This is a genomic window from Fluviicola taffensis DSM 16823 (genome assembly GCF_000194605.1).
Lineage (GTDB): Bacteria > Bacteroidota > Bacteroidia > Flavobacteriales_D > Crocinitomicaceae > Fluviicola > Fluviicola taffensis.
The window spans coordinates 1,711,700-1,734,191 of sequence record NC_015321.1; the positions used below are offsets into that span (position 1 = coordinate 1,711,700).

Consider the following 22,492-nt stretch of genomic DNA (forward strand, 5'->3'; position numbering starts at 1 on the left):
AATTGCTAATATTAAAGTACTTATGAAAAAACTACTTACACTATTTGTTGTTTTTATTTCTACCTTTTCCTTTTCTCAGAGCTGGAATTTTATTGGAAGTTCAACTGGAATTGCCACTGCTTCTGAAGTTGATATTGAGATTTCCACTAGCGGAGTTCTCTTCGCTGCATATATTGATGGAAGCAATTCCAATAAAATTACAGTTCGCAAATGGAATAACGGTGCCTGGCAATTAGTCGGTACTGCCGGAATTTCGAGTCCTAACGCTTCAGCAATACGGCTTATTTTATATAATGAAACGCCAATTGTTGCCGCAAAAATAGATGACACTTACGATCGTATTGAATGCCATCGATTCAATGGAACTACTTGGACAACATTATTTAATAATTATATTCAAATCAATGCGGTTACTTATATAAGCAAAGATTTTGATATTAGTTGTAATAGTGTGGGAGATGTCTTTCTAACCTACTATAATCCTGATTATCAGACTTTTAGTCACGAGGGGTTAATTACATTAAAATCTGGAAGTCCCACTATTATTGGAGCTGTAAATATTGATGAAAATAGTGAGTATCTAAGTGCTGTTTCCTGTGTTGCAACCACAGGAAACAATGTGCTTTCTCTTTTTGAAGCAGATATGGATATGGACTATGGGATCAATATAAGCACGATTTCCACTTCTACTTATTCAAATGATACTTATGAATATGGTACGGATGCTAAAAAGATCATACTCGAAAAGGGTTTGAACAGCTCCCTCTATTCTTGTAGTCACATGACGGACCAATATAATCAAAGAACACTTGCTTACAGAGCATTCAATGGAGTTTCTACATTAGGTACACCATTAAATATTGTATCTAGTTCTCCAAATCTGGTAGATTATGATTTGGTTACGGATGGTACAACCGGATATGTTTTTTATAGAAATGGAACAACCAATTTCTTCCGTTCATTTACAGCAGGATTGACACCTGGAACATTGTCTACAATAACCTCAGGGGCAACTTTAGCACCTACAGACGCAACATCCCATTCAGCTGAAACATATAATGGTATCCATGTGATTGCATACATTAGCGGTGGAAAATTCTATGTAAAAGAATATAATCAAGCTGCAAACATTGAAGACTATGATTATTTTGCAATGTGTGAAGGAACTGCATTTAATAACAGCGCGAGCAATAGTATTTATTTACTAGATCCCAACTATAGTCAGGCAAACTTGGGCATGACAGTTACCTCTCAAAACGTTTCAGTGATTCCAAACTCAGCGGTATCCGTTTCTGGTTCAGGATTAAACTATTCTGTTTTTATAACAAACACTAATGATGTTACAAGTCCAACTACAGTAGATTTACAATTTATTCTTGTTGAAAACGGAGTAAACGTAGATACACTATTGATTCCTATCGTAGTTAATCCGAAACCTATCATTGCCTTTAACAATACTACTTCAAGCATTTGTGAAAATGCAAATCCCGTGAACTTAAATCCAATTGCTTCACCAACTGGTGGAAGTTGGTCCGGTAATGGAGTGGTGAATAACACATTTTATCCTTCTTATCCAACTGGTTCCACTGTAGTATTAACTTATTCTAAAACCAATCAATACGGTTGTACAAGTTCAGGTAATACGCAGGTTACAATCAATCAAACACCAGATTTAAATGTCACAACAAACACTTCTAATTGTAATCAAAATACTGGAACAGCTTCTGTAGCAATAACCAATGGACTTTCACCTTACGCAATTTATTGGAGTACTGGATCAACTCTATCAAGTGTGTCAAATTTATCATCTGGGCAATATCTTGTTTCGGTGACTGATGCTAATGGCTGTCTTTCTACTTCAACAGCAATGGTTGGATCAAATGGTCTTTCTCAAACGGGCATTACCACAGGAGCATCATGCTACGGATCAACAAATGGCGCAATTAATGTGACTGTTTCTGGAGGTGTAGCACCACTTGTTTATGCTTGGTCAAGTGGCGCAACAACTGAAGATATCACCGGATGTGTCGGTGGACCATACGAGTTAACTATTACAGATGCTTCAGGATGCGTTTCTACGGCAACTTATGTTGTACAAGAACCACAACAAATTATGCTCAACCAAATGACAGTAACTCAACCAGCTTGTTCAGCAACAAACGGACAAGCAGTAGCTTCATTCAATGGTGGAACAGCTCCTTTTACATATGCTTGGACAAATGCGGTTGGAACTGCAATTGGAGGAAACAGTGGAACACTTACAAACATTGGCGCAGGAACTTTTACATGTACTTTAACGGATGTAAACGGATGTACTTTTAGTACATCTGCTTTAGTTTCCAATAATTTTGGTCCCACTTTAGCAATTGATACGATTATTGATGCTTCTTGTTCAAATAATGGGCAAATTCAATTAACAGTAATTTCTGGAAACCCAACAGCCTATTTGTGGACAAATGGAGCTATTACTCAAAACATTACAAATTTGAGTCCTGGTAATTATTCTGTTTCAGTTGCAGGAGCATCAGGATGTATAACCGTTTTGGGAGGAACAGTTGGATCGACACTTCCAGATCCTGTTGAACTTTGCTTGGTAACTGTAGATTCAGTTACAAATACCAACTTAGTAGTTTGGGAAAAACCTATCTCTTCTAGTATCGATCATTTCAACATTTACCGCGAAACCTCTCAAGCTGGTTTATACCAATTAGTAGGAACTGTTAATTATACAGATGAATCTGTTTACAATGACCTAGTGGCTTCTCCAAATGTTCGTTCATGGAGATACAAAATCTCTTCTGTAGATGCCTGCGGAACAGAATCAGCTATGAGCTTGAATCATAAAACCATTCATCTAGTGATCAGTCATGGTTTAGGAAACGACATCAATTTGTTCTGGGATGGTTACGAAGGATTCAGTTATCCTAACTTTGTTTTGAAAAGACATACAAATGCGGATGGTTGGACAACATTAACCACCATGCCAAACAACTTATTTACTTATACAGATCAACCAAATTCAACAGACGGGTTGTATTATGTAGTAACGGTTAACGCACCAAGTATTTGCAATGCAACGAAAGCTGCTCAGGATTTCAATACGACAAGATCGAATCGCGATAATCGCCTTTCAACTGGACAAGTAAACTCCATTTCAGAATTGATAGACCAAGCGATTAGCATTTATCCAAATCCAACAAATTCAATTCTACATGTAGACAATACTTCCAATCAATTGATTAACGCTCAAATCCTTGATCAGGCTGGAAGAATCATTTCAATTGTAACGATTGTTCCTGGTCAAACCAAAATTGATTGTGGAAAACTTGCTGGAGGAATGTACAGTTTAGAACTCTTATCGCAAGGAGCTAAAACACTGAAACGGTTTGTGATAGAAAAATAAAGAGAACATTAAAAGGGAGTTAAAAGCTCCCTTTTTTAGTCACAAATGGTTGTCAATAAGTTTGAATATTCAGCCGTGTATCAGAATGGAGAAAGGAGTACTTTAATACAAATACTTCAGCATGGCTAAAAAGAATAAACTATTTGTATTAGACACTTCTGTACTACTACACGACCACGATGCAATCATGCACTTTGAAAGACATGATGTTGCCATTCCAATTACCGTTTTGGAGGAATTGGACAAGTTCAAAATCGGAAATGACACCAAAAATTTCTCCGCGCGTGAAGTCATTCGTTTTATTGATCGTATTTCTTTAACTGGCGGTTTACAACAGTGGATTACTTTAGGGCCTAATTTAGGTTCATTCAAAGTATTACTCGATTCACAGCCAAAAGGCGTTGATGCGGAGATCGTTTATGGTGTTGGGAAAAATGACCACAAAATTATCAACGCAACTCTTGCAGTAAAAGAGCAAGAACCTAAAAAAGAAGTTATTCTCGTTACCAAGGATATCAACTTGCGAATCAAGGCAAAGGCTTTGGGAATTTTAGCAGAAGACTATGAAACGGGAAAAGTACATTCAAACGAACTAGAGCAAACATCGAGTTCAACCATTGAAGGGATAGATTCGGAAACCATCAAACAACTATTCTTAAAAGGAACCATTGATGAAGATGGAATTCTTGGAAATCAAAAAATTGCCAACGGATATTATATTCTAAAAAACGGAAAAAGTTCTGGATTAGCCTATTTTGATCCACACACATCTACTCTTCAACGCGTCGAAAAAGAATATACTTCTGGCATTAAACCAAAAAATGCAGAGCAAGCTTTTGCAATCAATGCGTTGATGAATAATGATATAAAACTGGTGGCTTTGCAGGGTGTTGCTGGAACAGGTAAAACATTACTTGCACTTGCTGCCGCATTGGAACAACACAAATTGTTTCAGCAAATCATTTTAGCTCGTCCATTGGTTCCTCTTTCCAACAAAGAAATAGGTTTCCTTCCTGGTGATGCAAAAGACAAAATTGGACCTTACATGGAACCGCTTTGGGACAATTTAAAATTTATCAAATCACAATTTGGAGAAAACGAAAAACGCCACAAACACATTGTTGAGATGGAAGAAAGTGGGCGCATTTTAATTACTCCTTTGGCTTTCATTCGCGGAAGAAGTTTGTCCAATATTTTGTTCATTGTAGATGAAGCCCAGAACTTAACTCCACACGAAGTAAAAACAATCATTACGCGTGCAGGAGAAGGAACAAAAATTGTATTCACGGGTGATGTTCATCAAATTGATACTCCTTATTTAGATGAAAATAGTAATGGTTTGGCTTATCTCATCGACCGATTAAAAGGGCAGAATTTATTTGCTCATGTTCGATTAGAAAAAGGAGAACGCTCTGAATTGGCAAATTTGGCGAATGATTTATTGTAGAAAAACATAAATCGACTCAAAAACAAGTATGAAAAGAATACAATTAGGGCTTTTGTTTATTGCTGGTTTCAGTTTAACGTCCATCGCTCAAAAAATCAGCACAGAATCTGGAGACCTTTCTTTTATGAATGGTCAAACCGAACTAAATGTCAAATATGATTTTTCTGAATTTCAAATAGGTGATTTCTCTAGCGAAGCGGAATATAAACAAAAGAAAATCAAAGAATTAAATGAAAAGGAAGCTGGAAGAGGAGATCAATGGGAGAATTCTTGGGAACGCGATAAAAAAGAACGTTTCCCAAATATGTTTGAAAAGTTGTTAAATAAACGAATAAAAGCAAAAATCCATGCTGCTCAAAACAATGAGAAAGCAAAATACACCTTAATTGTAAAAACAATTTTTATGGAGCCTGGTTTTAACTTTGGTATTGTTCGTAGAGATGCTGTGGTTACTTTTGAGTATCTATTTGTGGACGCAAATGATGAATCAAAAACTCTGGCTAAACTAACTCACCCATATGTACCTGGTTCACAGCATAGCGGTTATGATTATGATCCTGGATCTCGTTTGTCTGAATCTTATGCGAAAGGGGCAAAAATGCTTGCAGCATATATCCTGAAAAACATAAAATAAAACTCTTTGTAAAGAATTAAATGCCTCAATTTGCCCGTTAACTGACGGATGAATTGAGGCATTTTTAGTTAAATCAAATTCTTCTGCTTAAATTCACAAGACTATTTTTATTCAACTATGAGCACTTTTCGTAGCGATCTATCAAACAGTGAGTTTCCTGTCTCTGAAAGAATTTCAGCAAAAACAATTCGTGGATCAGTATTAGATCTCATACAAAAAGAAAATCCCACTTTCAATGAAAGTTGTCATCTATCAATAGGGGAACTGAATAACTATCGGGAAAAATACCTTTCCGAAATGATGCAAGAACAAATGGGTGAATTATCCGATTTGGATAAAACAGTTTTAGCAACATTGAGTGAAAAGAAACTCATTTCGGATCAGTTAGAAGATGATATTTCAACCGACACTTTTGGTCAACGAATTGCAGATAAAGTAGCAACTTTTGGAGGAAGTTGGACTTTTATCATCTCTTTTATGACCTTTTTGTTGATTTGGATAGCTTTCAATGCATTCATATTACTCAACAAAGGATTCGATCCCTATCCTTTTATCCTTTTGAACCTAATTCTATCTTGTTTGGCGGCACTTCAAGCTCCTGTAATCATGATGAGTCAGAATAGACAAGAAGAAAAAGACCGGGAACGCGCAAAGAAAGATTACATGGTCAACCTGAAATCCGAAGTTGAAATCCGTTTGCTCCACGATAAAATCGATCACCTCATCATTCACCAACAGCAAGAATTACTCGAAATGCAAAAAATTCAATTGGATACCATGAAGGATTTATTGTTAAAACACACAAAAGGCGAAAAAGAATGATTCCTTCAAGGTTTTATTATCCTTCACCAGGCTTTTCAATTTATTGGAAATCAGGAAATGGGAAGAATCTTGCTGAAAAATTAATCGGAAAACTTCCCGAAAAGACAGAAATTGAAGCCTTTATTCCGCGGTTGTTTGAAACAGATTCATTGGCAGATCAGGTGATTCGAGAAGTATATCAAGTACATGGATTCAAACAAGCAGATTCTTGGATCGAAGCATTATTAGCCAATAAACAAGCAGAATGTCCAGAGAGTTTAATCCAGTTGGTGAATCAAACACTAGAAACTCCTTCTTGGTTGAATGCAGAATTACTCGAATCTGGTGCGTGTTTGTGTCGAAGATCTGGTTCAATCGGGCTCATGGTTTTGCGCAATTACTGTTTAATGGGAGGTTATGAATCTTCCGCTATCAACAAACCGCTTGTTTTTACAGGAGCGCTAAAAAAGGGCGCTGCTAAGCGCTTAACAGAAACTACCGAGTTCTGGGTTAGCATTGTTGGTGAAAACGCTATTACAAACCCTCAAATAGGCCTAAAAGAATGCTTGAAGATTCGTTTGATGCATGCGTATGCACGAGTGAGTATTTTGGATGAAGGTAAATGGCAAGAAGCAGATTGGGGAGCTCCTTTAAATCAGTGGGACATGCTTGCCACAAACCTGGGTTTCTCTATCATCTTTTTAGATGGTCTGCGAAAATTAGGGATTAAACCAACTGAAGAAGAAATTCAAGGCTTATTTCATTTCTGGAAATATGTCGGATCTTTATTAGGAACTCCAGCAGAAACCTTTCCTGAAACAGAATCGGATGCCATTCGTGCAATTTATGCCTGGACAATTACACAAGCTCCAGCAGATGATGATACCATTGCATTAGCAAAAGCACTAACATTGGAGCCTATTGACGGACCTTTTCCATCTCGGAATTGGGAAAAGAAACTGGTTTACAAAACACATTTGGGATACAATTGGTTCTTCCTTGGAAAAACTTCGTGTCAAACGATGCAATTACCAAAAACTTCCTGGCAAATATATCCGCACATTCAGAGATTCTTTGTACGTTTAGCACAACCTTTTGTTCACTGGTCTGGAAAAAGCTACCATCGTTCGATTCTCTGCAACCGAAAAGCTCAAATAAAAGTTGTAAACGCGTATTTGAAAAGCCATGGAAGAAAAACGATCACTGATAAATGATTCCCTTTTTTACTTCCAAATCTTTACACTAGATTTTTTAAAAACACACTATGAAAAAATTACCCTTTGTTTTAGCAGCATTACTCCTAATCGTTTCAACTGCCTGCTCCAAAAGATATCCGTATACCTGTTACTGCAAAACTTACGAAAGCACCGGATTTGGAGAGCCAATCGGGGAATCCTTTCCAAAAGCCAAAAAAGAAAAAGCGGAAGAAACCTGTGAGATATTCTCGAATTCAGAACGCACCTGCAGTCCCATATTCGCTAAATAAGCTGACTTAGTTTTTATTCAAGGATGGACTTCTCCAATCCACCCCAAGTAAATAGTGATATGAGAGAAACTCAATCCTGTAGGTGGTTCTAACGATAAAAAATCATTCGAAAATAGCACTCAAAAGGTTCGGATATTTACTTCACAAACCACTGATACCATTCACCGAACTCTGTTTTAATTAGAAGAAAATAAGTCCCCGACTGCAATTCAGATACATTTAACACATCCGATTCTCCTTTCAGAATGGTCTGCCCGGACGTATTCATTACCTGAAGTGATAAAACTGGCACATCGGATACAATATGTAATGTTGTTGTCACCGGATTAGGGTAAACAGAAATAGAACCTTTTGATCCCGTTTGTTCCAGACCGAGATTATCTACCAGGAAACAAACAGAAGTGTCCTGGCAACCGTTATTTGTTGTAATCACCGCAAATTGACCATTGTGTGCAGGTATGAAGGTGGAAGAAGTTGCGCCTGCAACAGGAGCCATATCCTGATCGCAATCTATCCATTGATAAGTAGCAGCAATCGTGGAATACAAAGTAGCATCTTCCTGTACAATTGTAGCAGGGGCATGGTCAACAACCGCAAGTGTAATCACCGGTGTGACAGTGGTTCCACATAAATTGGTGAGTTCTGCAACCCAACTTCCCGCATCACTTGAAGTGAGATTCTCGAAACTGAGCGTTGTACCAATTTGTGCAGCATCCACAACTCCATTATGCTTCCAGACAAAAGACTCTGTATTGTTACCTAATTCAAGTACAAAAGAAAAATCCGTTCCGGCACAACGGGTTTCATTCATTGCTTCAAAAGGAATATAAGCCGGTTTGCGGCAAACAGCAGTAAGCGAAGGAGACTCAGGAACACCCCATCCTATTCCAACCGGGAAACGACTTTCAGGATGTGTTAAGTTTGAGATCGGGTCATAAGAAAACACACCATTTCGGGTTACCCCATAAAGTTTACCTTCAAATCCATTAATTATACTGAATGGATGTGGACCAACTTCCAGATACGAACCAGTTTGCAGAAGAAAATCAAGCTTTTTCACAAATTGATCGGTCAAAGGATCAAACGCATATAAAATTCCTCCACCAGAAGGAAGATTAGGCTCTGGTATACCACCAACACCAGCAAGCCCGTAAAATTGTCCGTTCGCTGCTTGAAGCATCGGCTTCGGGTATCCACCCCCAACTCCACCTGTGAAATCATGCTTTTTCACATAGGTATTAGTCGACGTTTGGAAAGCATAAATAACCCCCATATTGGCTGATCCACCGGTAGGACTTACACTATAAAGCCGGCCGTTGTACTCTGTAAAACCACTCAGGTATTTATAACCATCCACCGCAGAACAAGGGTTTAGGTAACGGGTTGAAAAAGCATTTGTCACTGGATCAATACGGATAATCGTACCATGATAAGGATGCGTAACCGGACATTGAGAATTAGCAAACGTGGTTCCATAAAGATACCCGTCACTTGATTTATAAAGCGCGTCATTCAAACGATTGCCCTGCGTGGAGTTTGTTGCTTCACCCTGAAAACTAGGCACGCTCAAAGCTAGGCTAACCATCCCAGTAGAAAGATCACAAGAGAATATATTCCCGGTAGCAAGAATACCATGGCGTACCTGACCGTAAATTCGTGCATTAGAAACCAAAGTTAAGCTTCGCATACCATCACCAAAAGGATAGGTTCCAGGCACTGTTTGATTTCCCGGACCAAAATCCTGCAGCACCTTAAAGGTATTTGTACTAAGGTCATACTCATACAATGTCCCTCCCGAATAAATGGTATTGCCAGCAAGTTGACCACCATATGCCGTGGTCCCATATATCTTATTGTTATCCGCAACAAGTAACTCCGATGGGTTCTTTCCATGAATGGAGTCAAAATGATGGATTACCTCCAGATTTCCACCAACTGAATCGGTTTTAAAAATATAACCATGGCCATAATCGCCGCCGTTACTAACAGTGCCCCAGAATTCATGCTGCCCGAAAGACAGAAAATAAAACTGAGTAAGCAAAAGAGTAGTAAGAATTTTTTGCATGATTGTCTGGTCAATTAAGGTTAGTAAACTCACTTTCAGATACTAATATATGTAATAAAAGGCGAGATTTCGCAGGAAAACCCTTTAAAGGTCTGAATTTTTATTCCTTTACAGCCTGAAATCCATAAGTATACACATTATACGGAAGAATGAATTTTGCAATGTGCTGTGCAAGGAAACTGCTGATCAGCACTGGGAGGAACAATGCGTAGCCGTTCGGAACCAGGCTGCAGACTAAAATGATTGCAGTAAAAGGTGCAGAGATCGCAGAGGAAAGCGTAGCAGCAACTCCAGCCAATGCAAAGTTGAGAGGAACCAGTTCCGTATGAAATACCTGATTGCAAAGCAAGGAAAAGAATAAGCCTAAAACCGCACCAACCACAATACTTGGAGCAAAAACGCCGCCATCGCCACCTGCACCCAATGTTAATGCAGCAACCAAAGGTTTCAGCAGGATTAACAAGCCCAGGATCAAAAGAGAAACTGGTTCTTTTGCCAATACCTGATGAATCAGTTCTGTGAGTCCATGATAGCTGTCTCCGTAAAGAAAAGGCAGACAAACGATTGCCGATCCTACCAATAAAGCGCCTAAGTTTACACGAAGGAAATTATTGGGGATTTTGGCAAAAAAGTCCTTTATGCGAATAACCAAAATGGTAAAATACACGGAAAGTAAAGCCCCAAACAAACTCAATAAAACAAAAAACGGCAGTGCTTTCCAAGACCAATCATCTACTCGAAAAGGAAACAAGGGCTTACTCGCGGAAATTAAAATAAAGCCCCAAGTAACTAATCCTGCTGTTACACCACTTATCAAAAGCGATTTATTTACCTTACGAGCAATGACCTCTAAAGCAAACAACAAACCAACCAGCGGACTTCCGAATAACACCCCCACTCCGGCAACAACTCCAGCGCTTATCAATTCGCGTTTGAATATTTTAGCAGAAAAATCACGTTTGTAAGCTTCATTTCCAACTGTAGCAGTTGCAACAACGGTAGAAACCTCAATTCCAGTTGAACCACCAAAAATGACTGTTAAAAACCCATTCAGAAAGTGCGACGGCACTTTAAACAAAGGCAAATGATCTTTGCGTTGATCCAGCGTTTTATATATTTCGGTAATTCCTTTATTCTTACGATTCTGAAAAAGATATTTGCGCAAAAAATAGATTGCTGTAATTCCACAAGTTGGTAAAACAACAAACCAAGCAACGCCATTACGACTTGCAAAACCAAACAACGTATGCTGAAAAAGCTCTGTGAGTAATTTTAAAAGCCAAGCCAAAAAACAACAAAATAAAGCTGTTAACATCGAAATAGCCGCCAATTTCACATCGTTGTATAGAATTACCCTTTTTCTTTCCGTCATGTTCGCAAAAATACGGATTAATTAGATTTTTGCGTTTTCTGCGGAATTAAAGCAAGAATACTAGATTGATTGGTGACGTTATTGTATATCTTCGTTCCTAATCTGGATTCGGCAATCACATTCCCCACCTTTTCTGCGTGTCTCCTTTAACAAAAAATACTCCCAATTGGATCCATCACGCAAGTTCATCGTGATATTCAACGTGTCATTACCAACGATTCTTGTCCGTATCGAATCAAGGTATATGTCACAATTCTTATATTCATAAACCCTCTCTCTACTCGATATTTCGAAAATAGTAATCTGACTGTGACTACCAACCAAAATAGAGTCTGACTTATATCCTGCTGCTGCCTGACCTTCCAGAAGTAAAACAACATCGTAATCTGAATCATTCTGAATGATTTTGCGGTGTTTCGTTGAAGGATCACAAGCGCATAGAAAAATAGCAAGGAATACAGTGAAAAAAATTGGTTTATCGTTTCTCATTACATGAATAAATTACTGAATACTCATTTTTAAACTAAAGTAGTAAAACAGCAACTCTTGGAAAAATTGCTCTTATCAACCTTTCGGTTACTTTCATCTCCGTTTAGGTCTCCCGCGGAGGAGCGCAGAGGTCCGCAGATAATAATTTATAACCCATTTACTTTTCGGAAGATATTATCTTTCAAAAAATCAGTATTGAAGTTCACCAATATTCCCAATTTCAAATCTGAAAGCTTCAAATAAGTTATTAATTGCTTGTGATGAACCTTATTAAGTATATCTACTGATTTTAATTCGATAATTACTTTGTCTTCTACCAGCAAATCAAGTCTATAAGCATTTTGTAAAATAAAATCCTTGTATTTCAAAGAAAGTTCCACCTGAGATCTTACCCGAAGTCCCGCGCTTTCAAGCTCATGTTTCAAAGCAAATTCGTAAGACGATTCTAATAAACCTGGGCCTAATTCTTCATAGACCTCATAAATAGCTTTGCGGATTATAAAACTTATTTCATTTTCACTCATACTCTAAACTAAAGTGAATATTCTAAAAACACAAGCTCATAAACGATTGATTATTAAGATAATTATCGTTATTTTATAATAGTCCTGAAACAAGAAAAGCACAGAAATATTCTGCGCTCTTCTGCGTCCCTCCGCGGGAAATAATTTCTGTAATTATCGGATCTCTCCACCAGCCTCAAATCCTTTTTCAGGAATCATAAAGCTCAGTTTTCCTTCTTCGTTTTCAGCCATCAGGATCATTCCCTGAGATTCCACTCCGCGGATTTTACGAGGTGCCAAGTTCATCAAAACAGCAACCGTTTTTCCCACAACTTCTTCTGGAGAATAATGTTCTGCTATTCCTGAAACGATCGTTCTTGTGTCAATTCCAGTGTTTACAGTTAATTGCAACAATTTATCTGCTTTCGGAACACGAATCGCTTCGATGATTGTTCCCAAACGAATGTCCATTTTTGTGAAATCATCAAAGGATGTTTCTTCTTTTTGAGGAGGAAAAGTAGTTTCAGCAACTGGTTGAGAAGCATGTAAGAACTCCACTTCTCTTGCCACAAATTCATCATCAATCTTTTGGAATAAAATCGTTGGAGTACTCGTTTGATCTCCTGCTTGCAACAAAATCGTTCCCGACTTGTCCCACGTTTGTACTTCCGTTCCTACAAATGCACGAATTTTTGCAGCTGTTTCTGGTAAGAACGGATCCAACACCAAGCCTAAGTTCGCCGTGATTTGCAAAGCGATATTCATAATTGTTTCCACGCGTTTCGGATCGGTTTTGACCAATTTCCACGGTTCGTTATCTGCCAAATATTTATTTCCAATGCGCGCCAACATCATCGCTTCAGCCTGAGCATCCCGCAATTTGTATTGATACACCAACTCTGCAATGCGCGCAGGAATGGCCTTCATATCGACCAACACTTGTTTATCTTCAGCAGTTAGTTCACCACATGCTGGAACTTTTCCTTCATAATATTTTTGGGTCAGAACCAAAGCACGATTGATGAAGTTTCCTAGGATATCCGCCAATTCATTGTTTACACGAGCTTGGTATTCTTTCCAAGTAAACTCGGCATCTTTCGTTTCTGGAGCAATACATGTTAACGTGTATTTCAATTCATCTATTTTCTCTGGGTACCTTTCCAAATATTCGTGTAGCCAAACTGCCCAATTGCGGGAAGTAGAGAATTTATCGCCTTCCAAATTAAGAAACTCGTAAGCGGGTACGTTGTCAGGCAAAATGAATCCACCATGATCTTTCAACAAAATCGGGAAGATAATTGCGTGAAATACAATATTATCTTTCCCTATGAAATGAACCAGTTTTCGATCCTCATTGCACCAGTAATCTTTCCAGTCTTTTCCGTTGTCTAAAGCCCATTGCTTCGTTGCGGAAATGTATCCGATTGGAGCATCCAACCACACATACAAGACTTTTCCGTCTGCACCTGGAAGTGGAACAGGAACTCCCCAGTCCAAATCGCGGGTCATCGCACGTGGATGTAAACCACAATCAATCCAAGACATACACTGACCAATCACCTGATTTCTCCAAGCTTTTGGGTCATGTTGTTGTTTTCCATCCAAGATTCCTTCCTTAATCCACGGACGCAACCACTCTTCGTGGCGATCCATTGGCAAAAACCAGTGTGAAGTACTTCTCAAAACAGGACTTTTTCCACTCAAAGTAGAAACAGGATTCTTCAAATCTGTCGGGCTCAGCGCAGAACCACATTTTTCACACTGATCACCGTAGGCATTCGGGTTTTGGCAATTGGGGCACTCTCCCGTTATGTATCTGTCAGCTAAAAACTGCTGGTATTCTTCGTCGTAATATTGCTCCGTTGTTTCCTCGATGAATTTCCCTTTTTCCTCCAATACTTTGAAGAAATCTTGTGCCGTTTCAATGTGAATCTGAGCAGAAGTACGGTGAAAAATATCGAAAGAAATCCCGAATTGTTTGAATGAATCACCAATTATTTGGTTGTATTTATCTACGATTTCACGAGGTGTAATCCCCTCTTTCTTAGCACGCAAAGTAATTGCAGCACCGTGTTCATCCGATCCACAAATGAAAGCCACATCGTGTCCGTTCGAACGCAGGAAGCGCACAAAAATATCAGCAGGCAGGTAAACACCGGCAACGTGTCCTAAATGAAGGGGTCCGTTCGCATATGGGAGCGCAGCTGTTACAGTAAATTTCGATTTATTCATGGTACAAAATTAGGAAAATTTTTAGCTCTCCCCCTTTGGAAGGTCATAAAGGGTAAGGATAACTCAGATTTAATGGATGAACCGCAAAGAAGCAGAGGACGCAAAGGTAAACAAGCCCTAGCAAATTGTTCGATTCATCTAAATCCCACTCATGCTTTCCTATCAAAAACTTCCATGTTCCTCCGTGCCCGTCCGTGGGAAACCTAATAAACCGTATTTTTATCGCTAAAATTTATCACCATGAAACTTATTCCGTTCGTATTTTTAGCATTTCTCTGCTCTTGCGGGCCTTCAGCAGAATCTCAAAATTTAACCCCGAAAAATGTAAAACCTGGAAACATTCAGTTCTTTGAGACCTACCCGCTTACTGAAATTCTGGATTCGTGGAAAGCTGCTTGCGCTTGGGTAAATAATCAAGACTCGCTTGAGCAAGGAGAAAACCCAAATAGTTTAGGAGCGCTTGTTCAATTATCAGACGCGAACAAATTTGGATTCGTAGCTGAAAATGACATCTTTAGAGTAGATTCGCTTTTGTCTCTTTCTGAGGTGAAAAACAATTTCCCAAAAGAGTTGAAATTTATGTGGTCATTCGGTTTGGAAGAGTCGCCAAATGGGAAAAAGATGTATGCCTTGTATGCAGTAAGAGTTCCTGAAGGCAACAAAGCGCCCATTGATGGAAAAGATATTGAAATCGCAAGTTTTGCTAGATCTCAAATCACCAATACACCAATAATTACTATCTCTATGACTAAAGATGGCGCACATGATTGGGAGGTTATGACTCGCAACAATGTTGGTCGTCCCATTGCCATTACGATGGATCACCAAGTACTTTCTTGCCCTATTGTGAATGGCGCGATTGCAGGTGGATCAACAGAAATAAGCGGAAATTTTTCAGTGAAAGAAGCAGAAGAATTGGCAGCACGGATTAATGCTGGAAAATAAATGAGAGATTCTGTTTGACAAAAAATGAAGAAGCCTTCAAATCTCATGTGAGATACAACCAACTCATTTTATCAAGATCTAATTCATAAAATTCAACATTTTTTATGTGGTAAACCGCAACACAGATTTGTGGTAAATACGCTTGATTTGATAACAGTAGTTTTGTAAATTGGACATACCAAAAACATGCAATATGGCCATATCTGTTCCAAAAAAACTGCCGATGCGTGACAAACATGCCACACGCCAATTTTACTTGAACGCCTTAGGTTTTCACTTGTTCGGACATGCCGATTTTGATGGTTACCTGATGGTTGAAAAGGAGGATCTTCAAATTCATTTTTTTGAACAAAAAGAACTCGATTCAAGCGAGAAGCACGAACAAGTGCATATTCGAACAAACAACATCGATGCTATTTACAAGGAATTACTCCATCGAAAAATAGCAATTCATCCGAATGGACATTTAGCGACCAAACCCTGGGGATTTCGGGAATTTTCACTGTTTGACCCAAACAACAACTTGTTAATTTTTAGTCAAAGTATCTAAATGCGAAAAACACTTATTAGAGGTAATACCAAAAATCATTAAATTCGATTGAAAAATTGAGTCATGAAAAATAGTAGAATCATTATATTCCTTTCTCTGCTACTTGGCGCTTGCTCAACCGAAACCTCAAAAAAAACAGAGGCTCTCAACGAGAATAACGTTACCAAGACCAAAGATGGTTTGATGATGAAGCAAATATTGGTTTCAGCTGGGCAGTTCAGAACCTGTAAAGAAGTGAAAATCGAAGGTCACAAATTTGATTTAGTTCTTCAGGAGAATGATACTACTTATTTGTCAACTGCAGACAGTTTATTTTTAACTCCTGAAAAATACCACGCTGGAATGACTCTTTCTCAAATTTCAGAAAAGGCTAGAAATACACTAGTAAAAGAACCTGGTTGGGGTTATTACATCGCGCTTTCTTCGGGATGGAAACTCGGTTTTTGTGAAGGTACAAGTTGCACAGACAGCGAACCAACGGATAATTCCAAAGTGAAATGGATTTTTAAAAGAGATTGAAATGACGGGAAAATGGACTGGCATATACCAACATGAAAGCAAACGAATTCCTGAAAATCGAAGAAATCAACAAACTCGATTCAAGATTGAAATCACTCAATTTGATGGAAAAAACTTTTCAGGAACTATCGAAGATGATTTAGAAACGGGTGGTACACGTGGAACAGGAATCATAGAGGGGAAAATAAAAGGAAATCAACTACGATTCATCAAAAAAATGCCTATTCAAACAAGCCTAGATAAAAATGGAAATATTATTGAAGAACAAAAACCCCACAGAAGTATTTTTTATACTGGTATTATACAAAATGACACCGTTAAAGGATTGTGGAGATTCAAATTTGGTATTGGAATATTTCAAGGGAAATTCGCTATCTTTCCGAGTATAAAAGGGTCTTGGGAAATGACAAAAGAGCCAATCCAAAACTTGTGATTATGAACTTAAACCAACTAACAGTTCCATCCTTAGACATTCCAAAATCCATTGCTTTTTATCAAACATTGGGATTGAAATTAATCGTGAAATCAGATCATTATGCCCGTTTTGAATGTCCAGATGGAACTAGTACTTTTTCGGTTCATTTAACAGAAAAACTGCCAACTGGCACTGGAATTTCTGTTTATTTCGAATGTGCGGAATTGGATGAAAAAGTGGATGACCTCATCCAAAAAGGAGTTGCATTTGATGAGCTACCGAATGATAAATCGTGGTTGTGGAGAGAGGCCTATTTGAAAGATCCTGATGGAAATCAATTAATCTTGTTTTTTGCAGGTGAAAATAGATTAAACCCACCTTGGAAAATAAATTAAAGCTTCGATGACCAAACAACTAAAAGGACTAGAAACTTTAAGAGCACTTGCGGCTCTAGTTGTTTTATGGGGACATATAGAATTATTGAAACAGCGGGAAGCACTTCCAAATTTGATTGACAGCGATTTCACAATCTTTCCGGATGGTCACATTGCGGTCGTTTTATTCTTTGTACTAAGCGGATTTTTAATCACTTACATCCTTGTTGGAGAAAAAGAAATTGCTGGAAAAATTTCTTACAAAAACTTCATCCTGCGGCGTGTTTTGCGCATTCTACCGCTTTATTACACCATTCTCATTCTTTCATTTCTACTCATCGATTCGGAATACTCTTCAAAAACAATCCTACTTTGCTTCAGTATTTTTCCAAACATCGCTGATGCCTTAAACATTGAATGGACAGCAAGTCCGCAAATTTGGTCCATCGGAGTGGAAGAACAATTTTACTTGTTTTGGCCCTTATTACTAATGCTTCTTCCTGAAAAACGAGTAGTGTTATTTTTAGTGTTTTTCTTCGTTGTATATTCTCTATTACCTCACATCATTGGATATATCAATGTTCGAACAGCCCAAGATGAAAACGTGACTTCTTTCGTTGGAAATTTCTTCCACAACACGAAATTCAACTGCATTGCTGTAGGTGCTTTCTTTGGTTATGGTTTTGCACGAAAGAAGAATTGGTTAACTGTTTTCTGTAAAAACAGCGTATTCATTGGTGTAAGTATTCTGACTTTTAGTTTGTGGTTTAGTCGATTCGAACTCGTCTTCTTTACAGAGGAATTGTTCGCCGTTCTTTTCGGAATAATGCTTGTAGGAATTGTTCAAAATGAAACTATTTCCATCGACACTAAAATTTCCGTTTTTTTAGGTAAAATATCTTATGGTATCTACATGTATCACTGGATCATTCTGGTACTTCTCTTGAAATATCTTCCAAAAAACGAGAATGGAATCGTTTACAACCTCCTGCTTTATTCCTTAGCGCTATTCTTCACCATTCTTATTTCGTGGATTTCTCGGATCACGCTGGAACAATACTTTTTAAATCTGAAAGGAAAATACCGCTTAAAAAAGCCATAAACCACGATTTAGAGAACGCGCCTCTTTTTATATTTCTTGCTTTTCCGTACCTTTAGGTAATGCAAACTCCCGAATATTTTACCCTCAAACAAGTCGCAGATTCGATTCGCAAAGTCATTGCGGAACGTTATTCGCGCACTTATTGGGTAATTGCGGAAATGCACAAGCTCAATTCTACCAAGAAAGGACATTGCTATCCGGAATTGGTTCAGAAAGAAGATGGATTAATTGTTGTAGAAATGCGCGGAACAATCTGGAAACAGAATTTCGAACGAATCCAACAAAAGTTCTATGAGATCGTGAAAGAACCACTGCGCGACGGAATGGAGTTATTGTTTCAAGTTAAAATTACGTATCATCCAATTTACAACATTGGTTTAGAGATTATTGACATCGACCCCAATTATGCACTGGGAGCACTACAACGTGAACGTCAAGAAACCTTGGAACGGTTAAACAAAGAAGGGATTTTGAACGCCAATCAGCAAATTGAAATGGCATTGGTTCCAAAACGACTAGCAATCATTTCACAGGCAGATAGTAAAGGTTATTCTGACTTCGTGACCTTATTAAACGGCCATCCAAAACGCTATCATTTCAACACTTTTTTGTTTGAAGCAGCTCTTCAGGGAGACAATGCCATCGCTTCCATTAAAGGACAATTAAAACGTATTGAAGAAATCAAACACCATTTCGATGCGGTTGTAATCATTCGTGGTGGCGGTGGTGAAGTGGGAATGCACTGCTACAACAACTATGAACTGGCAAAAGCCATTGCGACCTTTCCTCTTCCCGTTTTGACCGGAATTGGACACTCAACCAATCTCACGGTTTGCGAAATGATTGCATTTAGAAATGGAATCACCCCTTCTGATATGGCTTATTTTCTGTTGAGCATTTTTGAGGAGTTAGATGCTCCATTGGATGAAGCACTGATGAAATTACCGAAACAAATTCAACACTTATTGCAAGAAAGTAAAAATCAGTTTGGACAGCTAACTCTTACATTTAAGCAAGAAGTACAGGCTGTCTTACTTTCTGAAAAAAATGCTTTTCATGGAATAGTGAAGGATTTTGAATTTCAGGTCAAACATAAAATGACTTACTCTAATCAAGTCTTAACACAACTTCGTAATCAAATACGTTCTTCTTCTGGTTACTTTTTTGAATCACAAAAAAATAAGAGAGAAAACCTCATCAATTTATTACAAATCCACTCCAAGTCTATTCTTAACTCAAGTTTACAAACAATCAACAATCAACAAAATCAGCTCATTCGGTTCTTTCCAAGAAGATTTGAAACAGAAACTAAAAACCTGGAGCAAGCTGAACTTCACTTAAATCTGCTAGATCCAATTACCATTTTGCAACGCGGATATGCAATTGTCACCAATCAAAAAGGAGTTCTTTCAGCAAAGAATCAAGCCAAAGCAGGAGAGGAATTGAAAATTGTGACGGAAGCACAGGAGTTGAATGCGAAGGTGAAATAACTTTGAGGATTATAAAATTATTCCAAACTTCCCTAATAATTCCGTAAATTCGTCTAGTGAAAGAAGAAGCATTAACATACGAAAAGGCGTACGAAGAATTACAGCAAATCATTGCAGATATTGAATCTGGGGAGATTTCTGTGGATTTGCTTTCTGAAAAAGTGAAACGCGCTGCAGCTTTGATTCAGATTTGCAAGAACAAACTCACATCTACTGAAAACGATGTGCATCAAATCTTAAACGATCTGAAATCCGACCAATAGCTATTTACCACAAACTCGGTATTGGGTAGCTCGTCGGTTTCCACTAATTTTACAGCTCAAAATCTTCAACAAAGATACATTTCCATGAAAACACTTGCACAAATTCCCATGCATCAAAAAACAAAAGTGCTTGGCATTGTTGAAAGTGAGCTAAAACCAAAGCTTCTGGAAATGGGACTTTATCCAGGAAAAGAAGTTGAAGTAATATTTAAAGCCCCATTTGGAGATCCGATTGCGGTCGACATTTCGGGTTACACACTTTCGATGCGTTTATCGGAAGCAGCATTGATAGAGGTCGAATAAATGAAAAAAATAGCTCTTTTTGGAAATCCCAATACAGGAAAAAGTTCCTTGTTCAATCGGCTTACTGGCCTGAGGCAACATGTAGGAAATTTTCCAGGAGTAACTGTCGATAAACATTCTGGATTCTTAACCATCAACGGAAAAGAGTTGGAACTCATTGACTTCCCTGGAACTTACAGTATTTATCCAAGAAGCAAAGATGAAGAGGTAGTTTACAATGTCATTTCAGATCCCAAAAACCCCAATTTTCCTGAAAAAACAATTGTTGTTTTAGATAGCACAAACTTAGAACGTAATCTTTTACTATTTACTCAGATTTACGATTTAGGCTTAGAACTTGCGCTTGTATTAAACATGACAGATGTTGCTTCACGAAATGGATTCGACATCAATATTCTTGCATTAGAACAAGCTTTTCCAGCAGCAACCATTATTCGTACCAATGCTCGGATTGGAACTGGGCTTTCTGAATTGAAGGAATGGATGGGAACCGATTCTGAACCACGTAGAACAAATCAATCAAGCCTATTAGCAAAGACAGATATACAAGGTCAGATCGCAGACACCAATAAACGCTTCGAACGAATAAAACCAATTGTAAGTCAAGTTGTAAGTAGAAAACAAACGGAGGCAAATTTTTCTAATAAGCTAGACAAATGGCTCATTCATCCGCTTTTTGGCTACTTAATCTTTCTGGCCATTCTATTGGTCATCTTCCAAACCGTTTTCACCCTTGCATCTTATCCCATGGATTGGATTGACATGGGAACATCATCGTTTGCATCTTGGCTAGGAACCGTTATGCCCGAAGGAATCTTTACATCTTTAGTAATAGACGGTGTGATTCCTGGAATTGGTGGAGTTTTGATTTTTATTCCTCAGATTGCTCTACTCTTCTTTATGCTTGCTATTTTGGAAGAAACAGGCTACATGGCTCGCGTTGTTTTCATTACCGATAAATTGATGCGGCCTTTTGGATTGAACGGAAAAAGTGTTGTTCCACTTCTATCTAGCGCAGCTTGCGCAATTCCTGGAATTATGGCAACTCGAACCATTAGTTCTTGGCAAGAGCGTCTAACAACCATTCTAGTAGCTCCGCTCATAAGCTGTTCCGCTCGTTTACCAGTTTACACCTTACTTATCGGGCTCGTTATTCCTTCGAAAATCGTTTTGGGAGTTTTGAACTTACAAGGCTTGGTTTTGTTCGCTTTGTATTTATTGGGAGTCGTCTCTGCCTTGCTGGTTGCCTGGGTGATCAAACAATTTTTTAGAAAAAAAGAGTTGAGCGTTTTTCTATTAGAAATGCCTGATTACAAGAGTCCACGCTGGGCAAATGTAGGCATCGAAGTATTCGAAAAAGTAAAGATTTTTGTCTTTGATGCTGGAAAAATAATCTTAGCCATTTCTATCATTTTGTGGGTATTGGCAAGTTTCGGCCCAGGAAATGACATGGAAAAATACTCCAAGCTAGTCAAAGCTCCAATCATTCAATCAGAAGAAGCAGTAATCGACTATGAAACTCAAGTTGCTTCCGTGAAATTGGAACATTCCTACATGGGTCACATGGGTAAATTCATAGAACCTGTTATCACACCTTTAGGCTACGACTGGAAAATGGGAATTTCTTTAATCGCTTCCTTCGCAGCAAGGGAAGTTTTTGTGGGATCATTGGCAACCATTTATTCCGTTCACGACACAGATGACGATCCAAAACAGTTGATGGATAAATTAAAAGTTCAAAAGCGGGATGATGGAACTCCGACTTATAACTTGGCAAGCGGACTTTCACTCTTAGTTTTTTATGTATTCGCGATGCAATGTATGGCAACTTTAGCTGTTGTAAAACGTGAAACAAAATCCTGGAAATGGCCAATAGTTCAAGTTGGATATATGGGCGTTTTAGCGTATCTTGGAGCTTATATCACATATATTATTTTCAAATAATGCAAATTGCTTTAGTCATAACAGCCGTTTTAGCAGCAAGTTTTTACTTGATTCGCCGTTTCTATTTGAGTTCGAAACGCAAAAAACAAGCTGGTTGTGAGAAATGCGGGATGAAAGATTAAGCACTTTATCCGATTACAATTATTACTTTTCAG

The 22,492-nt window shown here is 38.2% G+C and carries 22 protein-coding genes; 17 read left to right on the forward strand and 5 right to left on the reverse strand.

Annotated features, from left to right (window positions below; translation table 11 throughout):
• Positions 1-22: 22 nt before the first annotated feature.
• The 6 genes from FLUTA_RS07545 (at position 23) to FLUTA_RS07570 (ending at position 7,771) form a co-directional block, all read left to right on the forward strand.
• On the forward strand, positions 23-3,403 hold the full coding sequence (locus FLUTA_RS07545; RefSeq protein ID WP_013686269.1) for a T9SS type A sorting domain-containing protein: 3,381 nt from the start codon (positions 23-25) through the stop codon (positions 3,401-3,403).
• A gap of 121 nt (positions 3,404-3,524) precedes the next feature.
• Entirely contained in the window at positions 3,525-4,850 is a 1,326-nt protein-coding gene (locus FLUTA_RS07550; protein ID WP_013686270.1) for a PhoH family protein, read from the forward strand.
• A 28-nt stretch (positions 4,851-4,878) separates the two neighbouring features.
• Positions 4,879-5,484, forward strand: a complete 606-nt coding sequence (locus FLUTA_RS07555; protein ID WP_013686271.1) for a hypothetical protein — start codon at positions 4,879-4,881, stop codon at positions 5,482-5,484.
• Positions 5,485-5,781: 297 nt separating this feature from the next.
• Complete coding sequence (locus FLUTA_RS07560; protein WP_342630455.1) at positions 5,782-6,306, forward strand: DUF1003 domain-containing protein; 525 nt, start codon at positions 5,782-5,784, stop codon at positions 6,304-6,306.
• Complete coding sequence (locus FLUTA_RS07565; protein ID WP_013686273.1) at positions 6,303-7,499, forward strand: oxygenase MpaB family protein; 1,197 nt, start codon at positions 6,303-6,305, stop codon at positions 7,497-7,499. The genes FLUTA_RS07560 and FLUTA_RS07565 overlap by 4 nt, the downstream gene beginning before the upstream one ends.
• 50 nt (positions 7,500-7,549) lie before the next feature.
• Positions 7,550-7,771 (forward strand): hypothetical protein, encoded by a 222-nt coding sequence (locus FLUTA_RS07570; protein WP_013686274.1) that lies wholly within the window; start codon positions 7,550-7,552, stop codon positions 7,769-7,771.
• 136 nt (positions 7,772-7,907) lie between these two features.
• On the opposite strand, the gene FLUTA_RS07575 is transcribed toward FLUTA_RS07570, so the two are convergent.
• The 5 genes from FLUTA_RS07575 to metG form a co-directional block, all read right to left on the reverse strand.
• Positions 7,908-9,869 (reverse strand): choice-of-anchor tandem repeat GloVer-containing protein, encoded by a 1,962-nt coding sequence (locus tag FLUTA_RS07575; RefSeq protein ID WP_169312068.1) that lies wholly within the window; start codon positions 9,867-9,869, stop codon positions 7,908-7,910.
• Positions 9,870-9,936: 67 nt separating this feature from the next.
• Positions 9,937-11,208 (reverse strand): chloride channel protein, encoded by a 1,272-nt coding sequence (locus tag FLUTA_RS07580; protein WP_013686276.1) that lies wholly within the window; start codon positions 11,206-11,208, stop codon positions 9,937-9,939.
• Between the two features lie 78 nt (positions 11,209-11,286).
• Complete coding sequence (locus tag FLUTA_RS07585) at positions 11,287-11,697, reverse strand: hypothetical protein (RefSeq protein ID WP_013686277.1); 411 nt, start codon at positions 11,695-11,697, stop codon at positions 11,287-11,289.
• Between the two features lie 146 nt (positions 11,698-11,843).
• The gene (locus FLUTA_RS07590) at positions 11,844-12,221 is read right to left on the reverse strand and encodes a GxxExxY protein (protein ID WP_013686278.1); all 378 of its coding nucleotides are present in this window, start codon (positions 12,219-12,221) and stop codon (positions 11,844-11,846) included.
• A 153-nt stretch (positions 12,222-12,374) separates the two neighbouring features.
• Positions 12,375-14,432, reverse strand: coding sequence for a methionine--tRNA ligase (metG, locus tag FLUTA_RS07595; protein ID WP_013686279.1), 2,058 nt, complete (start codon positions 14,430-14,432; stop codon positions 12,375-12,377).
• A gap of 240 nt (positions 14,433-14,672) precedes the next feature.
• Between metG and FLUTA_RS07600 the strand changes: the two genes are divergently transcribed.
• The 11 genes from FLUTA_RS07600 (at position 14,673) to FLUTA_RS21935 (ending at position 22,459) form a co-directional block, all read left to right on the forward strand.
• Positions 14,673-15,377: a SecDF P1 head subdomain-containing protein gene (locus FLUTA_RS07600; protein WP_043023710.1), complete on the forward strand. Its 705-nt coding sequence runs from the start codon at positions 14,673-14,675 to the stop codon at positions 15,375-15,377.
• A gap of 193 nt (positions 15,378-15,570) precedes the next feature.
• On the forward strand, positions 15,571-15,927 hold the full coding sequence (locus FLUTA_RS07605; RefSeq protein ID WP_013686280.1) for a bleomycin resistance protein: 357 nt from the start codon (positions 15,571-15,573) through the stop codon (positions 15,925-15,927).
• 63 nt (positions 15,928-15,990) lie between these two features.
• Positions 15,991-16,446: a hypothetical protein gene (locus FLUTA_RS07610; RefSeq protein ID WP_013686281.1), complete on the forward strand. Its 456-nt coding sequence runs from the start codon at positions 15,991-15,993 to the stop codon at positions 16,444-16,446.
• A 1-nt stretch (position 16,447) separates the two neighbouring features.
• Complete coding sequence (locus FLUTA_RS07615) at positions 16,448-16,879, forward strand: hypothetical protein (RefSeq protein WP_013686282.1); 432 nt, start codon at positions 16,448-16,450, stop codon at positions 16,877-16,879.
• Between the two features lie 2 nt (positions 16,880-16,881).
• The gene (locus tag FLUTA_RS07620) at positions 16,882-17,256 is read left to right on the forward strand and encodes a VOC family protein (protein WP_013686283.1); all 375 of its coding nucleotides are present in this window, start codon (positions 16,882-16,884) and stop codon (positions 17,254-17,256) included.
• Between the two features lie 7 nt (positions 17,257-17,263).
• Positions 17,264-18,337 carry an acyltransferase family protein gene (locus tag FLUTA_RS07625; protein WP_013686284.1) on the forward strand — a complete coding sequence of 358 codons (1,074 nt, stop codon included), beginning with the start codon at positions 17,264-17,266 and terminating at the stop codon, positions 18,335-18,337.
• Between the two features lie 59 nt (positions 18,338-18,396).
• The gene (xseA, locus tag FLUTA_RS07630; RefSeq protein ID WP_013686285.1) at positions 18,397-19,827 is read left to right on the forward strand and encodes an exodeoxyribonuclease VII large subunit; all 1,431 of its coding nucleotides are present in this window, start codon (positions 18,397-18,399) and stop codon (positions 19,825-19,827) included.
• 56 nt (positions 19,828-19,883) lie between these two features.
• Positions 19,884-20,090, forward strand: a complete 207-nt coding sequence (xseB, locus tag FLUTA_RS07635) for an exodeoxyribonuclease VII small subunit (protein ID WP_013686286.1) — start codon at positions 19,884-19,886, stop codon at positions 20,088-20,090.
• An 84-nt stretch (positions 20,091-20,174) separates the two neighbouring features.
• Positions 20,175-20,393 carry a FeoA family protein gene (locus FLUTA_RS07640; RefSeq protein WP_013686287.1) on the forward strand — a complete coding sequence of 73 codons (219 nt, stop codon included), beginning with the start codon at positions 20,175-20,177 and terminating at the stop codon, positions 20,391-20,393.
• Positions 20,394-22,337, forward strand: a complete 1,944-nt coding sequence (gene feoB, locus FLUTA_RS07645; RefSeq protein ID WP_013686288.1) for a ferrous iron transporter B — start codon at positions 20,394-20,396, stop codon at positions 22,335-22,337.
• On the forward strand, positions 22,337-22,459 hold the full coding sequence (locus FLUTA_RS21935; RefSeq protein WP_013686289.1) for a hypothetical protein: 123 nt from the start codon (positions 22,337-22,339) through the stop codon (positions 22,457-22,459). The genes feoB and FLUTA_RS21935 overlap by 1 nt, the downstream gene beginning before the upstream one ends.
• Positions 22,460-22,492 lie beyond the last annotated feature (33 nt).